This is a genomic window from Antarctobacter heliothermus (genome assembly GCF_002237555.1).
Taxonomy (GTDB): Bacteria; Pseudomonadota; Alphaproteobacteria; order Rhodobacterales; family Rhodobacteraceae; genus Antarctobacter; species Antarctobacter heliothermus_B.
The window spans coordinates 341,376-355,658 of the sequence record NZ_CP022540.1 but is presented as its reverse complement, the minus strand read 5'-3'; the positions used below and the strand labels follow the sequence as shown (position 1 = coordinate 355,658).

Below are 14,283 nucleotides of genomic sequence, written 5' to 3'. Positions count from 1 at the left end.
TGTCGTCTCCTAGTCGTTGGACCGCCGCTCTGTCGGGGCGGTGTACAGGATTGTTGCTATACATATCGCAGCGACGAGGGCGATGAACAAGGTGGGCGACCCGATGCAGCCCTCGATTGTCGCCTTTTGCCGGGTGCCGGTGGGGTCTGTGCCGAAGACCCGCAGAGAGATCAGGATCGACCAGCCGCTGACCACCGCCAGCCCGCCCCATTTGCTGCGAAAGCGCAGGGCAAGGGCGGTGGCGACGATCAACACGACAGCGGGCAGGGAAGAGGCAAGAAACAGCGCCTCGCTGATGGCATTGGCAGGCGTGCCGTCCCAGCCGGGGCGTTCGGTGGTGCAGGCCTCTGCCAGCGCCGATGAGGGCCAGATCAGCGCCAGTATCGCGAACAGGCCACGCGACAGGCCGGGTGACCGGGGGCGTGTGGGACGCGTCATTCCTCGAACGGATCCCATTCATCCTCGACCTCTGGCAGCGCCTCTTCCAGCGCCTCGGTCGCGGCCTCTTGCGGGGTGCGGATGCCGGTGATCGTCGCCTTGGGAAAGGCAGCGATGGCGGCCTGAACCAGAGGGTGCGCGCGCGCCTCTGCCCGCAGTGCCAACTCCGCCGCGTCGCGGGTTTCCACCACGGTCGGCGCGTCGCAACCGTTCACCAGCGTCACCGCCCAGCGGTTGCCGGTCCAGCGTTGCAGCGCCCCACCAAGGCGCTGTGCAAGGTCATTGGCGGCGTCCTGCGCCGGCGTAAATTCGATGCGGCCCGGCTGATAAGCGGCAAGCCGGACGCCGGCCTCTACCTCGACCAGCAGTTTGACATCGCGGTTGGTGCGGATCAGTTCCAGAACGTGGTCGAATGAGGGGTAGCGGGCCAATGCCTCGGCCACGGCGGGGGCGGCTGCGGTGGCGGCAACATGGCCGCTGCCGGAGGACATGCGTGGGGCCGTGGCGTGGGGGGCATGGCCGCCTTGCGCGTTGCCTGAATGGCCCCCTGTGTGCCCATTTGACGGACCACCCGGATGCCCACCCGGATGTCCCCCAGTGGGGGCGGGGGGGGGGGAGTGTCGGCCAGCTTGCGCATCAACTCGTCCGGTGTTGGCCCCTCTGCTACATGGGTCAGCCGGATCACCGCCATCTCTGCCGCCATCATGGCTGAGGGCGCGTTGGAGACCTCTTCGATGGCTTTCAGCAGCATCTGCCAGGCCCGCGCCAGCGTGCGCATGCCCAGCCCGTCGGCAAAGGATTGGCCCCGACCCCGCTCATCCGGTGAGACGGTGGGGTCTTCGGCCGCTTCGGGCGTGATCTTGACCACGGAAATCCAGTGGGTGAGTTCGGCCAGATCGCGCAGCACCGCCAGCGGGTCTGCCCCGTCGGCATATTGCGCTGAAAGTTCCTGCAAAGCACCCGCCGCATCGCCGCGCATGATGCGCTCAAACAGGTCCATGACCCGGCCCCGGTCGGCCAGACCCAGCATGGCGCGCACCTGATCGGCGGTGGTCTCGCCCGCCCCATGTGAGATGGATTGGTCCAGCAGCGAGGTCGCATCGCGCGCCGATCCCTCGGCGGCGCGGGTGATCAGCGCCAGCGCGTCGTCGGTGATCTCTGCCCCCTCAGAGGCGGCGATCTTGCGCATCAGGGCGATCATGTCCTCGGGTTCGATGCGGCGCAGGTCAAACCGCTGGCAGCGCGACAGGACGGTGACCGGCACCTGGCGGATTTCTGTTGTGGCGAAGATGAATTTCACATGGGCGGGCGGTTCTTCCAGCGTCTTCAGCAGCGCGTTGAACGCGCTTTTGGACAGCATGTGAACCTCATCGATGATGTAGATCTTGTAGCGCGCGCTGGCCGCCCGGTAATGCACGCTGTCGATGATCTCACGGATGTCGTTGACGCCGGTGCGCGACGCGGCGTCCATTTCCATCACATCGACGTGGCGGCCTTCCATGATCGCCACGCAGTGTTCGCACTGGCCGCAGGGTTCCGTTGTCGGGCTGCCCTCGCCATCCGGGCCGATGCAGTTCATGCCCTTGGCAATGATCCGGGCGGTGGTGGTTTTCCCCGTGCCGCGGATGCCGGTCATGATAAACGCTTGGGCGATGCGGTCCGCCGCAAAGGCGTTCTTCAGGGTGCGCACCATGGCGTCCTGACCGACTAGATCGGCAAAGGTCTCGGGGCGGTACTTGCGGGCGAGCACCTGATAGGCGGGCGAGTCGGTCATGGGCGGTCCTTATGGCGACGGGCCAAAGGTATCGGGTCGGCAGGGCAGACCGCAAGCAGTTGGGCGCTTATTCCGGGAACCGGGGCGTGCGTGGCGGCGTTTGAAGTGTAACGGGGATAGGTCGGAGACGCGAAATGCGCCTGAGAAATGTGAAACGCAGCCGGAACATCGAGGATCGGCGCGGACGCGGCGGCAAGGGTGTGGCCGGAGTTGGCGGGCTGGGTGTTGGCGGTGTGCTGTTTGTGCTGGCGATCGGCTATTTCACCGGGATCGACGTCACCCCGCTGTTGAATGGCGGTGCGCAGCCGCAACAGACCAGTGCCCCGCGCGCGTTGACAGAGGCCGAACAGCAGGCCGGTGAATTCAGCGCCCGCGTGCTGGCCACGACAGAAGAGGTCTGGACCGGGATTTTCCCGCAGGCGTTCGGCAAACCCTATGACCCGCCGGTGATGGTGCTGTTTTCGCAAGTCACAGCCAGCCCTTGTGGCAATGCCTCTGGCGCGACCGGGCCGTTCTACTGCCCGGCGGATGAAAAGGCCTATCTGGACACCGATTTCTTTGCCACCATGCGGCAGCAACTGGGCGCGGGGGGTGATTTCGCCTCGGCCTATGTGATCGCGCATGAGGTCGCGCACCATGTCCAGAATGAGCTGGGTATTCTGGGGCAGGTCAACGCCGCCCGCCAACAGGTCAGCACGCGGGAGGCCAATGCCTTGACTGTGCGGCTGGAATTGCAGGCCGATTGCCTGAGCGGCGTCTGGGCGCGTAATGTGGCCGGATTGATGGAAAAGGGCGACCTTGAAGAGGCGCTGAATGCTGCGCGCAAGATCGGCGATGACCATTTGCAGAAGCGCGCCGGACGGGTACCGCAGCCGCATACTTTTACCCACGGCACCTCGGAGCAGCGGCAACGCTGGTTTGTGACCGGGTACGAGTCGGGTGATCCCAACCAGTGCAACACCTTCGACACGGATCGTTTGTAGGTTTTCTGCGCGGCGGGGCTTGATTTGCCGCGCCGCGCACGGCAAAAAACGGACAGGGCCGCTCGCCGGGGGCCTCCTGATCCGCGGAAAGCGCCTGCGCCGGCCATTGACGAATTTTCACTGAGAATTCGGTTCTCTCTTGCCCGAACAGCGGATCACGGGCGTTGATGGAGGAAACCGACCGATGTCACCCGACGTCCCCCTTGTGCTTGATGACCTGCGGATAGAGGCCAAGCGCCTGCACCGCGCCTATGCCGCTCGCGAAGTCTGGGCCGTTCAGCGCCTGAAACAGCACCCACCCCGTCACGCCACAGATGATCTCAAACGCGCCGATTTCCTGCATGTGATCGCGCAAGAGACCGGCTTTGCCAGTTGGCCCAAGCTGAAGCTGGCGGCAGAGACTGTGGGATTGGACCGTGCCGCCAAACAACAACGCTTGAAGATTGCGTTGTTTCACGGCCAGACGGCGCTGGTGGAAACCCTGCTGGCCGATACCCCGGACCTTGCCGATGGACTGTTTGGCCTTGAATGCGCGTTTTACCGGCGCGATGCCGTCGCGGCGGCGCTGGCGCGTGACCCCGGCCTTGCGACCCGCCTTGCCGGGCCGCGCCGTCCCATCCTGCACCTGAGTTTTTCGCGCTGGATCAAGGCGCATCCGGAACTGGAGTCCGACATGCTGGCGGTGGCCGAACTGTTGCTGGCGCATGGGGCCGATGTGAACGACGGCTATGCTTTTGCAGAGGGCGACGATCACCTTTTGTCGGCGCTGTACGGGGCTATCGGGCACGCGGACAACATGGTGCTGGGCCGCTGGCTGCTGGACCACGGGGCCGACCCGAACGATGGCGAGTCGCTGTATCACGCAACCGAACTGGGCCATCATGAGGGGCTGTCGATGCTGTTGCAGGCCGGGGCCGATCCCAAGGGGACCAATGCACTGCTGCGGGCGATGGATTTCCACGATCATACGGCGGTCGAGATGCTGCTGGCGCACGGGGCCAAGGCGGATGACTACAATGACGCCGAGGTTGGCGGTGAACAGCCTTGGGTGGTGCCCGCCCTGCATCAGGCGGCGCGGCGCGGCTGTGACCGCCGGATGGTCGATCTGTTGCTGGATGCGGGCGCCGATCCCGCCCGCAGCTATCAGGGGGCCAGTGCCTACGCCTATGCCCGCGCGCTTGGCAATCCGGCGGTCTGGCAGGCGATCGAGGCGCGCGGCGTGCAACCCTCGCTGTCCCCCGAAGAGACGCTGCTGGCCCGCGCGGCAGAGGGACAGGACAGCCCCGGCCAGTACATCGACCCCGACAAACTGCCCGCGGCCTACCGTCTGATCGTCAACGAGATCCTGCACCTGCCTGACCGTCTGCCGCATCTGCGCAGGCTCATGGCGTTGGGTCTGCCGTGGGACGCGCCGAACGGTGAGGGCGTGCCGCCGGTGCAATTCGCCGGGTGGCAAGGCCTGCCCGAGGTCATGGCGTATTTCCTCAGCCTGCGCCCCGACCTCAGTCATGTGAACCGCTACGGTGGCACATTGCTGTCGACCATCCTGCACGGGGCCGAAAACGCACCAGACCGCGACAAACGCGATCACGTCACCTGTCTGGAGCATGCGCTGCACCACGGCGTCGCCTTGCCACGGCACACCATTTCGCAGGTGGCGCGGGAGGATATTCGGGACGTACTGGAGGATTGGGCCGACCGTCACCCCGGTCAGGTCGTCTAGGTCTCTTGCGTTCAGGAACTGTCGGTTCCGTTGCATTCTGAACGCAGTGCGTGAAAAACCGACGGCAACCCCCGCGAATCCGGCCCAGAATGGCCGGTTTCGCGGGATCGAATCGCTAGGACATCGGATCGGGGCGTGTATGCTTTTGATCGGCGGAATACTGCGGCCGTGGGGGCGGTCCGGTGCCGTTGCTGCTGTTTCGGGGAGTATGGGACATGGTCGAGGAGGATCAGGCAAGCGCGGATGCGTCCGGCTCTGTCGTTCTGCATGTCCTGCCGACAGGGGGCGGGATTTTGGCGCTGTCGCCGTTGCCGGGTGCGCGCGGCGACTATCGCGGCGACCTTGATCACCTGTCCAGCTTTCGGCCTGCTTTTGTCATCTCGCTGGTGTCGCATGTCGAACTGCTGGAGGCGGGCGCCAAATCGCTAGGCCAGGACATTCAGGACAAGGGCACGCGTTGGGTGCATCTGCCGATCAAGCGGGGCGAAGCGCCCAATGCCAATATCGAAGAGGATTGGCCGCGGATCAGCACGCAGGTCCGCAAGGCGCTGCTGGGCGGTGGCCGGGTGATGATCAACAGCCGCGACGGGCGCGGCCGGGCAGGCATGGTGGCGCTGCGCCTGATGATCGAGGCCGGAGAGGCCCCGGACGAGGCTGAGGAGCGGCTGGCATCGGTCCAAGGCGCGGCGCGGTTGGAGCCGTGGCAGCGTAATTGGTCCCTGCGGGCAGAGCGTGAGCCGGTGCCGTTTGTGCGCCACGCCAAGTCGGGCTAGCTCTGTTCAGAGAACTTCGGACATTTAGCGATCACCGGAAATGCATCGGCCCGGCGCTTGCGCACCGGGCCGCTGATGGTGAGAGATTGTAACGACCCAAGCGGGTCCCGTTACGGCTGCTTCCTTCCGGATCTGACCGGGTTGGCGAGGCGCTTGCCCGCACAACCTCTCGACTCATTATTTAGGGCCCTCAGATCGAATATGCAATGGGGGGCGATGGCCTCTCCCGTTCGGGCTTGCGGGACGCTATGAAGCGGGATGGATCAGACATTCGAGATTTTCGCAAGCGCGCCTCCGGGGCTGGAACCTTTCCTGCTGGCAGAGGTGCAGGAGGCGGGGTTTGGCACACCCGCGCAGGTGCCGGGCGGCGTGACCTTTCAGGGGGGCTGGGCCGAGGTGGCGCGGGCCAATCGTGAGTTGCGCGGGGCGGGGCGGGTGCTGGCGCGTTTCGCGGCGTTCCGGGTCATGCACCTGGCGCAGCTGGACAAGCGCGCGCGCAAGCTGGACTGGGCGGCTCTGTTACGTCCCGATGTGCCGGTGCGGGTCGAGGTGACGTGCCGAAACTCGAAAATCTATCATGACCGCGCGGCGCGGCAGCGGGTGGAGACGGCCATTGCCGAGACGGTCGGCGCGCCGGTTCTGAAGGAAGCCTCGGATGAAGCTCTGAAGATCATGGTGCGGATCGAGGATGATCTGGCGGTCTTTTCCGTCGATACCTCGGGTGATCCGCTGCATCGGCGTGGGTACAAGCAGCAGGTGGGCAAGGCCCCGATGCGTGAGACGCTGGCCTCTATGTTCTTGCGGGCTTGTGGGTATGACGGGACCGAAACGGTGGTCGATCCTATGTGCGGGTCGGGCACGTTTTTGATTGAGGCGGCAGAGATTGCGGCGGGGCTGGCACCGGGGCGGGCGCGGGGCTTTGCCTTTGACAAGCTGGCGCTGGACCTGCCCTCGACGGCGCTGGGCGAGCGGCGTGACGTGGCGCATCGGTTTTATGGGTCTGATCGGGATGATGGGGCTATCCGCAGCAGCACGGCCAATGCAGAGCGGGCCGGGGTGGGGGATTTGTGCAGCTTCACCCGTGCCGCCGTCAGTGATTTGATGCGTCCGGAGGGGCCGCCGGGATTGGTCATTGTGAACCCGCCGTATGGGGCGCGGATTGGCAATCGAAAGCTTTTGTTCGCGCTCTATGGCAGCCTTGGGGCCGTTTTGAAGGACCGTTTTGGTGGCTGGCGGCTGGGGATGGTGACCTCGGACGGGGGGCTGGCCAAGGCGACGGGATTGGCCCTGACGGCGGGGCCTCCGGTGTCTTTTGGGGGGCTTCAGGTGAAGCTGTATCAGGCGCGGATTTAGGGCTGTCCACGCGTGGACAGCCGGGCGGGTGTGTAAGATCAATGGGTTACAGAGGCGTTTTTACCTGGCGTTAAGGGTTTCGCCGGGTTGAGAGGGTGCCGGTTTTGCCGGGCTTAAGCCCGGCCTACGGCGTCACGCGAGGTTACTCCCGGACCAGCCCGCCGGGGCAGAAGAACTGGGTGTAGGCACCGTAGCAGGTGGCGGTCATCTTGTAGCCGTTCAGATCCACGCGGGCATAGAGGTGGCGGTCCTCGTAGGTCATGTCGATGCCCGAGACCAGAAGATCGGTGCAGGCCTTGGGGTCCACCCGGCAGAGCAGCAGCGCCGCCGCGTCGAGACCTGAGCGGCTGTCCAGTTTTTCGTTGGCCACCGCCAGTTGGATCTGGTCGCGCAGCGCGTCCTGTGCCGCCTCTGGCCCCGGTTTGGTGAAAAACGCGGCGATCAGCGCCATGGCAATCATACCGAGAAGAAAGCGAAACATGGCGCACCCCTAGTCACCCAACAGTGTCCTGTGGAGTAGGCGAGGCGCGCGATTTGCGCAACAGCGCTTTCAGAGCAATCCGGCCATTTCCGCCCCGCTCAACAGGTCATCAGCAAGGTGATGGGCGTGCTGGCCGGTGGGCCTCACCAGATCGGCGACCTGCACCACGGTCATTCCGGCGGCAAAGGCGGCCTTGGCCCCTGTATTGCTGTCCTCAAAGGCAAGGCAGCGGCGCGGATCGACGCCAAGGCGTTGCGCGGCCAGAAGGAACGGCTCTGGCGCGGGTTTTGCAAGGGTGACGCAATCGCGCGTGACCACCACGTCGAAATGCACCGCAAGCGCCGATTTCGCCAGCTTGTGTTCCGCGCCGGTGCGGCGGGATGAGGTGGCGATGGCCTTGGGCGTCCCCTGTGCCGCCAGTTGGGTCAACAGCGCCACGGCCCCCGGTTTGTGCGGGATGCCCGCCTCTGCCAGTTGGCGATCCTCTGCCTGCCAGTCGGCGTCGATGGCGTCAAAGTCGTGATCGCCAAAATGGTCCTTCAGTATGGCGCGGCCGGTGACGGAGTCGATGCCGACAAGGCTCAAGAACAGTGGTTCCGTCAGGGTCAGCCCGTGGCGCGCAAGGGCCCGCTGGCCAGAGACAAAGGCCAGCCGTTCAGTATCGAGCAGCGTGCCATCAAGGTCAAAGATCACGGCGTCATAGGGCATGGGCGGTCCTGCTTTGGGTTCGGCTGTGGCGTATAACGGCAACGGGCGGCCCGAAAGCCGCCCGCCGTCACAAGATATGTCGCGATCTTACAGGTTGATGCGGAACAGGGCGAAGCCATCCGCGCCTTCGCCTGCGTCCTCGATGGTCACGGCCTTGACGTCATTGATGTAGTCGCGCGCCTTGGGGCCGGTTTCGAACAGCACGCTGGTGCCTTCGAGCGGTTTGAACGACCAGTTGGCATCTGCCGAGGGGTTGATGGTGCCTTGTTCGACGATGTAGCGCACGATCACGTCGCGGTTGGTGTCGGGCGCCTCGAACACAATCGTGTCGCCCTTGGCACCGGGGAAGTCACCGCCACCCGAGGCGCGGTAGTTGTTGGTGGCGATGATGAATTCCATGTCATCCGTCACCGGCTGACCGTTGTATTGCAGGTCGACGATGCGGCTGGCGTCGGGGTTTTCCAGCTCTCCCTTGGGGCCGAACATGGACGGCTGGCTGAGGTCGATCTGGTAGGTCACGCCGTCGATCACGTCGAAGTTGTAGGACGGGAAGGACGGGTTCAGCAGCAGCGCATCCTGCGCGCCGACGTCGATCTGGTTGAACATCCCGGCAGAGCGTTCCAGCCAGCCTTTGACCTGTGCGCCGGTCACCTTCACCGCGCGGACGGTGTTGGGGTAGAGATACAGGTCGGCGACGTTCTTGATCGCCACCGCGCCGGGGGCGACATCGGTGTAATACTCTGGCCCGCCACGGCCACCGGCCTTGAACGGGGCGGCGGCGGAGAGGATGGGCAGGCCTTCGTATTCGGTGCCCTGCATCATCTGTTCGATGTACCATTTCTGGGCAATCGACACGATCTGGACCGAGGGATCATCGGCCACCAGCGCAAAGTAGCTGTGCAGCGGGGCCGAGGTCTGTCCCACGGCGCGACGCACATAGGCCAGCGTTTCGTCATGGTCCTGCTGGGTGGCCTCGATGACGGGCTGATAATCCTCGACCAGTGCGGTGTAGCTGCGGTCCTCATTGCGTTTGGAGATCGGGCGCGCCTCTGACGTGGTGGAGACCACGCGCCATGTGTTGCCGTCGCGTTCCAGAAGCAGGTCGATCAGACCCATGTGCGAGCCCCAGAAGCCGCCCATGACGGCGGGGGTGCCGTGGATGGTGCCTGAGTCCACGTCCACAGTGGCATAATCCGCATAGGTGGGCGAGGGGAACACAAGGTGCGAGTGGCCGGTCATCATGGCGTCGATGCCCTCAACCGCCGCCAGCGGGACGCTTGCGTTTTCCATACCGTCGGTGTGGTCGGCCGAGCCGATGCCCGAGTGCGACAGGGCGACGATGATTTCAGCCCCCTGTTCCAGCATTTCGGGCACAAAAGCCTTTGCCGTGGTGACGATGTCGCGGGCAGTGACATTGCCCTCAAGGTGCTTGCGGTCCCAGTTCATGACCTGCGGTGGGGTGAACCCGATGACACCGATCTTGATCGGGTGGGTTTCGCCCGCGCCGTCCGTCAGCATCCGGTCAAGGATCACATAGGGTTTGAACAGGGTTTCATCCTCACGCGCGGTCGCGCCCTGAGACTTGGCGAGGTTGGCCAGCACCACCGGGAAATCCGCCCCGGCCATGGATTTCATCAGGAAATCGAGGCCGTAGTTGAATTCATGGTTGCCCACGGTGGCGGCGTCGAACCCCAGCGTGTTCATGGCGGTGACGACCGGGTGCATGTCGCCCTCTTTCATGCCGCGCTCATAGGCGATGTAATCGCCCATCGGGTTGCCCTGCAGAAAGTCGCCGTTGTCCACCAGCATGGTGTTGGTCGCCTCGGCGCGGATGCCGTCGATGATGGACGCGGTGCGCGACAGGCCCACGGTGTCGACGGGGCGGTCGGCGTAATAGTCATAGGGGTGGACGTGGACGTGAATGTCCGTCGTTTCCATGATCCGGAGATGGGCCTGATTTGTCGCCGCGTTTGCGGAAAAGGGGTGCAGCGTGATCAAGGCAGCTCCGGCGGTGGTGCCAGCCAGAAACTGGCGGCGCGAAAGGGGGGCGTTGGGCAAGGACATGGGATACCTTTCGAGGTTCGGTCTGGCGACCCCCATGCACCACGTTTTCGACAGTTGCATGACAGTCACGCATATCAGGACTCAACTCTAGCGAGGGCGCGGCATTGTACCAAAGATAATCGTGCCGCCGGTTTACATTTCGGTGCTGCGATGGGCAATTTGCGGCCAGCAACAGAGGGGCGGGCATGAGACACGCGGAAGAGGTGACATTCGGCGGATCGGGTCTGGACCGGGCGGCAGAGATCCGGGGCGACGTTGGCGCGCTGGCGGCGGCGATGCAGGATCCGGCGGCGCGGACGGTACTGATCTGGCGCGGTAAGCCGTTGGTGTCGGGTGAAGATGCGTTGCAGGCGCTGCGTCTGCCGCTGGATCATCCGATCCTCGCAGAGGCGGGTGGACCGCCGATCCTGTTGGGGCGTGAGGACGGCGCGGCGGTCTTTGCGCATGACATCTCTGGCTGGGTGCCAGAGGATTTCGACGCCGAGGCGCAGGCCTCTTTCCTTGATCCGACCGAATACAGCCATGGCACCTGTCCCGAGGGCCGCTTTGCCGAGCTGCGCCGGATCATGACGCAACTGACCCCGCGCGACGCGGAACTGGTGGCGACGGCGAAGGCGGTGTTCGGCTGGCACGCTTCGCACAAGTTCTGCTCGCGCTGCGGTGTGGCGTCCGAGATGCATCAGGCCGGATGGCAGCGGATCTGCCCGGCCTGTGGCGCGCAGCATTTCCCGCGCACCGATCCGGTGGTGATCATGCTGATCACCCGGGGCAACCGCGCGCTGCTGGGGCGCTCTCCGGTTTGGCCGCAGGGGATGTATTCCTGCCTTGCCGGGTTTGTCGAACCTGGCGAGACGATAGAGGCCGCCGTCCGCCGCGAGGTCTGGGAAGAGGCCGGCATCCGCGTTGGGTCTGTGCGCTATCTGGCCAGCCAGCCATGGGCCTTTCCGACCTCATTGATGTTCGGCTGTCACGGCGAGGCCCTGAATGAGGACATCACCATCGACCCGGCCGAACTGGAAGACGCCATGTGGATCACCCGCGAGGATCTGGCCGAGGCCGCCGCCGGACAGCGGCCCGATTTGCTGCCCGCCCGGAAAGGGGCAATTGCGCACTTTCTGTTGCACAACTGGATGGCGGATAGACTGGACTGACACCGCTGTTGGGGTAAAGTGCCGGAAAGAGGCCTGCAGTAACCGACCCGACACGAGGCCGAAAATAAAGAGGCAAGAGCAGGCACATGGAACTGACGGCACGCGAAGACATCGAAGCCCCGCAAGACCGGGTCTTTGCCATGTTATCGGACTTTGACACGATCGAACGGCAGGCGATGCGGCGCGGCACCGAAATCATCCGCACCGATGACGGCCCCGGCGTGGGCATGGCATGGCGCGCAACGTTCCAGTTTCGCGGCAAGAAACGCGTCGCGTCGGTGACACTGTCCACATATGAGCCGCCGGAGCGGATGGTTTTTGACAGCGTGTCAGGCGGGCTTGAAATGGCGCTGACGCTGGATGTGGTGGCGCTGTCTCCGACCCGGACGCGGATCAATGTCACCAGCGTTCTGGGGGCCAAGACACTGTCGGCACGATTGTTCCTGCAATCCATCAAACTGGCGCGCGGCGGCATCGACAAGCGGTTCCGCAAACGGGTCGGCGAATTGGCGGGTGACATGGAAAACCGGCTGCGCGGTATGGCGTGACCCGTTGCGGCTGTGGCATCGGGCGCTAGATTGAGCGCAAGCGCAGCCCAAAGGAACGCCACATGAGACGCCACCCGAACCGCCTGACCCGTCTGACTTGGGCCTTGGCCCTGCTGGCCTCTCCGCTGTCGGCGCATGAATTCTGGATTGAACCAGAGGTGTTCGCACTGGAAGAGGGCGCGCCCGTGATGGCGCAAACCCTTGTCGGATCAGAACTGAAGGGCGCAACCTACAGCTATAACCCGCAAAACTTTACCCGGTTCGAGATTGTCACCGATGCAGGCGTACAGCCGGTCGAGGGGCGGTTGGGCGACAAACCGGCGCTGAACATGGTGCCCGAGGGCCGCGGGCTGGCCACCATCGTGCATGTCACACGGGACTACAGCCTGACCTACCGCGAGTGGGAAAAGTTCGCCGCCTTTTGCGAACATAAGGATTTCACTTGGGCCATCGGCCGGCATCTGGAACGCGGTCTGGGGCAGGAACGGGTGTACGAACGCTATTCGCGCCACGCCAAAAGCCTTGTCGCGCTGGGCGACGGGGCCGGGGCCGACCGTGAGGTGGGCCTGCTGACTGAAATCGTGGCCGAGGCGAACCCCTATACCGATGACCTGTCGGGGGGCTTTCCGGTGCGTGTGCTGTATGAGGGCGCGCCGCGCGCCGACGCACAGGTGGAACTGTTTGAACGCGACGCGGCGGGCGAGGTCACGATCCGACTGTACCGCACCGATGATCAGGGCCGCGCGATGGTCGAGGTCAAACCGGGGCATTTCTATCTGGTGGACGCGGTGGTCATGCGGGAACTGGAGGTCGCCGAGGACACCGACCCGGCGTGGGAAAGCCTGTGGGCCTCTCTGACGTTCGAGGTGCCAGAGTGAGCTTGATTGACCTGCTGCGCGAGGCGCTGGACGGCCCCGGCCTGTTGACCGGCGACGATATGGCGGCATGGTCGCAGGACTGGACCGGGCAGTTTGCATGGACACCTCTGTGCGTGGCGCGTCCGCGCGATACCGCGCAGGTCTCTGCGGTGCTCAAGGCCGCCCATGGCGCACGGGTGCCGGTGGTGCCGGTGTCCGGCCATACCGGGCTAGCCGGGGGCAGCTATGGCGAAGGCGCGGTGATGCTGTCACTGGACCGGATGAACGCGGTCGAGGATATCCGCTCTGATGCGCGGCTGGCGGTGGTGCAGGCAGGGGTGATCCTGAGCGATCTGCACGCGGCGGCCGGGGCGGCGGACCTCAACTTTCCCATGACATTCGGCGCGCGCGGTTCTGCCCGGATCGGCGGGCTGCTGGCAACCAATGCGGGTGGGTCCAACGTGCTGCGCTATGGCAATACCCGCGATCTGGTGCTGGGTCTGGAGGCGGTGCTGGCGGATGGGCGCGTCGTGGATCTGATGTCCGACCTGCACAAAAACAACACCGGCTATGACCTGCGCCACCTGCTGATCGGGTCCGAGGGGACGCTGGGCGTGATCACCCGCGCGGTGCTGAAACTGGTGCCGCAGCCCCGCGCCTATGTCACGGCGATGGTGGCGACGCAGACTTTGCTCGGTGCGCTGGAGGTGCTGAACCGCTTGCAGGATCTGACCGGCGGTGCGGTTGAGGCGTTTGAATACATGCCCGCCGATTACCTCAAGGCCTATGCAGACATGCACCCTGGCACCCGCGCGCCATTTGCGCAGGACCACGCGGTCAATATCCTGGTCGAACTGGGGGCCACCGCGCCGCGTGACGTGACGCCGGGACCGGATGGGTCGGTGCCGCTGATGGGGTATCTGGAGGACGTGCTTGCCACCATGATGGAGGATGGCGCGGTTGTGGATGCCGTGGTGGCGCAGAACGACACCCAGCGCAGTGAGATGTGGGCCCGTCGGGAGGCCGCCGCCGAACTGGCCTATGCGCGGCCCAACGTTCTGGTCAACGATATTGCCGTTGCACTGGACAAGATCGGGATCTTTCTGGAGCAGGCCGACACTGTGCTGACGGGGATCGATCCCGGCGCGCGCACCTCTGTTGTGGCGCATCTGGGGGACGGCAACGTGCATTATTCGGTGCAACTTGCCAATCCAGAGGCAAAGAACGCGGTGATGGAGGCGGTCGAGGATGTGGTGCTGTCGCTGGGCGGGTCGTTTTCCGCCGAACACGGCATCGGATTGGCCAAACGGCCGTCGATGGCACGGCGCAAGGACCCCGTGGCGCTGGACATGATGCGCGCGATCAAGGCGGCGCTGGACCCGCATGACATCTTAAATCCCGGTAAGCTGCTGCCGGAGTAAGCGGTGCGC

The 14,283-nt window shown here is 64.7% G+C and carries 12 protein-coding genes, 1 other RNA gene and 1 pseudogene; 8 read left to right on the top strand and 6 right to left on the bottom strand.

Annotated features, from left to right (window positions below; genetic code table 11):
- Positions 1-9 precede the first annotated feature (9 nt).
- Complete coding sequence (locus tag ANTHELSMS3_RS01780) at positions 10-438, bottom strand: hypothetical protein (protein ID WP_094033377.1); 429 nt, start codon at positions 436-438, stop codon at positions 10-12.
- Positions 435-2,212: pseudogene (locus ANTHELSMS3_RS01775) on the bottom strand (DNA polymerase III subunit gamma/tau). The gene ANTHELSMS3_RS01780 and the pseudogene ANTHELSMS3_RS01775 overlap by 4 nt, the downstream one beginning before the upstream one ends.
- 134 nt (positions 2,213-2,346) lie before the next feature.
- On the opposite strand from ANTHELSMS3_RS01775, the gene ypfJ reads away from it, so the two are divergent.
- The 3 genes from ypfJ (at position 2,347) to ANTHELSMS3_RS01760 (ending at position 5,691) form a co-directional block, all read left to right on the top strand.
- Positions 2,347-3,195, top strand: a complete 849-nt coding sequence (ypfJ, locus tag ANTHELSMS3_RS01770) for a KPN_02809 family neutral zinc metallopeptidase (protein ID WP_094033376.1) — start codon at positions 2,347-2,349, stop codon at positions 3,193-3,195.
- 184 nt (positions 3,196-3,379) lie between these two features.
- Positions 3,380-4,918 carry an ankyrin repeat domain-containing protein gene (locus ANTHELSMS3_RS01765; protein WP_094036862.1) on the top strand — a complete coding sequence of 513 codons (1,539 nt, stop codon included), beginning with the start codon at positions 3,380-3,382 and terminating at the stop codon, positions 4,916-4,918.
- 215 nt (positions 4,919-5,133) lie between these two features.
- Positions 5,134-5,691: a protein phosphatase gene (locus ANTHELSMS3_RS01760; RefSeq protein ID WP_094036861.1), complete on the top strand. Its 558-nt coding sequence runs from the start codon at positions 5,134-5,136 to the stop codon at positions 5,689-5,691.
- 74 nt (positions 5,692-5,765) lie between these two features.
- Here ANTHELSMS3_RS01760 and ffs read toward each other — a convergent pair.
- Positions 5,766-5,865: signal recognition particle sRNA small type (ffs, locus tag ANTHELSMS3_RS01755), an RNA gene on the bottom strand.
- 84 nt (positions 5,866-5,949) lie between these two features.
- Between ffs and ANTHELSMS3_RS01750 the strand changes: the two genes are divergently transcribed.
- A complete protein-coding gene (locus ANTHELSMS3_RS01750) occupies positions 5,950-7,044 on the top strand; it encodes a THUMP domain-containing class I SAM-dependent RNA methyltransferase (RefSeq protein WP_094033375.1) in 1,095 nt (364 codons plus the stop codon).
- Positions 7,045-7,186: 142 nt separating this feature from the next.
- On the opposite strand, the gene ANTHELSMS3_RS01745 is transcribed toward ANTHELSMS3_RS01750, so the two are convergent.
- From ANTHELSMS3_RS01745 to ANTHELSMS3_RS01735, 3 genes are all read right to left on the bottom strand, one after another.
- On the bottom strand, positions 7,187-7,525 hold the full coding sequence (locus ANTHELSMS3_RS01745; protein WP_157733379.1) for a hypothetical protein: 339 nt from the start codon (positions 7,523-7,525) through the stop codon (positions 7,187-7,189).
- 69 nt (positions 7,526-7,594) lie between these two features.
- Positions 7,595-8,233, bottom strand: a complete 639-nt coding sequence (locus ANTHELSMS3_RS01740; protein WP_094033373.1) for an HAD family hydrolase — start codon at positions 8,231-8,233, stop codon at positions 7,595-7,597.
- 87 nt (positions 8,234-8,320) lie between these two features.
- Positions 8,321-10,297 carry a bifunctional 2',3'-cyclic-nucleotide 2'-phosphodiesterase/3'-nucleotidase gene (locus ANTHELSMS3_RS01735; RefSeq protein ID WP_094033372.1) on the bottom strand — a complete coding sequence of 659 codons (1,977 nt, stop codon included), beginning with the start codon at positions 10,295-10,297 and terminating at the stop codon, positions 8,321-8,323.
- A gap of 185 nt (positions 10,298-10,482) precedes the next feature.
- On the opposite strand from ANTHELSMS3_RS01735, the gene nudC reads away from it, so the two are divergent.
- The 4 genes from nudC to ANTHELSMS3_RS01715 all read left to right on the top strand — a co-directional run bounded on the left by nudC (position 10,483) and on the right by ANTHELSMS3_RS01715 (position 14,274).
- A complete protein-coding gene (nudC, locus tag ANTHELSMS3_RS01730) occupies positions 10,483-11,448 on the top strand; it encodes an NAD(+) diphosphatase (protein WP_094033371.1) in 966 nt (321 codons plus the stop codon).
- A gap of 86 nt (positions 11,449-11,534) precedes the next feature.
- Positions 11,535-11,996, top strand: coding sequence for an SRPBCC family protein (locus tag ANTHELSMS3_RS01725; protein ID WP_094033370.1), 462 nt, complete (start codon positions 11,535-11,537; stop codon positions 11,994-11,996).
- A gap of 62 nt (positions 11,997-12,058) precedes the next feature.
- Positions 12,059-12,874 (top strand): DUF4198 domain-containing protein, encoded by an 816-nt coding sequence (locus tag ANTHELSMS3_RS01720; protein ID WP_198319865.1) that lies wholly within the window; start codon positions 12,059-12,061, stop codon positions 12,872-12,874.
- Positions 12,871-14,274: an FAD-binding oxidoreductase gene (locus tag ANTHELSMS3_RS01715; protein WP_094033369.1), complete on the top strand. Its 1,404-nt coding sequence runs from the start codon at positions 12,871-12,873 to the stop codon at positions 14,272-14,274. The genes ANTHELSMS3_RS01720 and ANTHELSMS3_RS01715 overlap by 4 nt, the downstream gene beginning before the upstream one ends.
- The last annotated feature ends 9 nt before the right edge of the window (positions 14,275-14,283 follow it).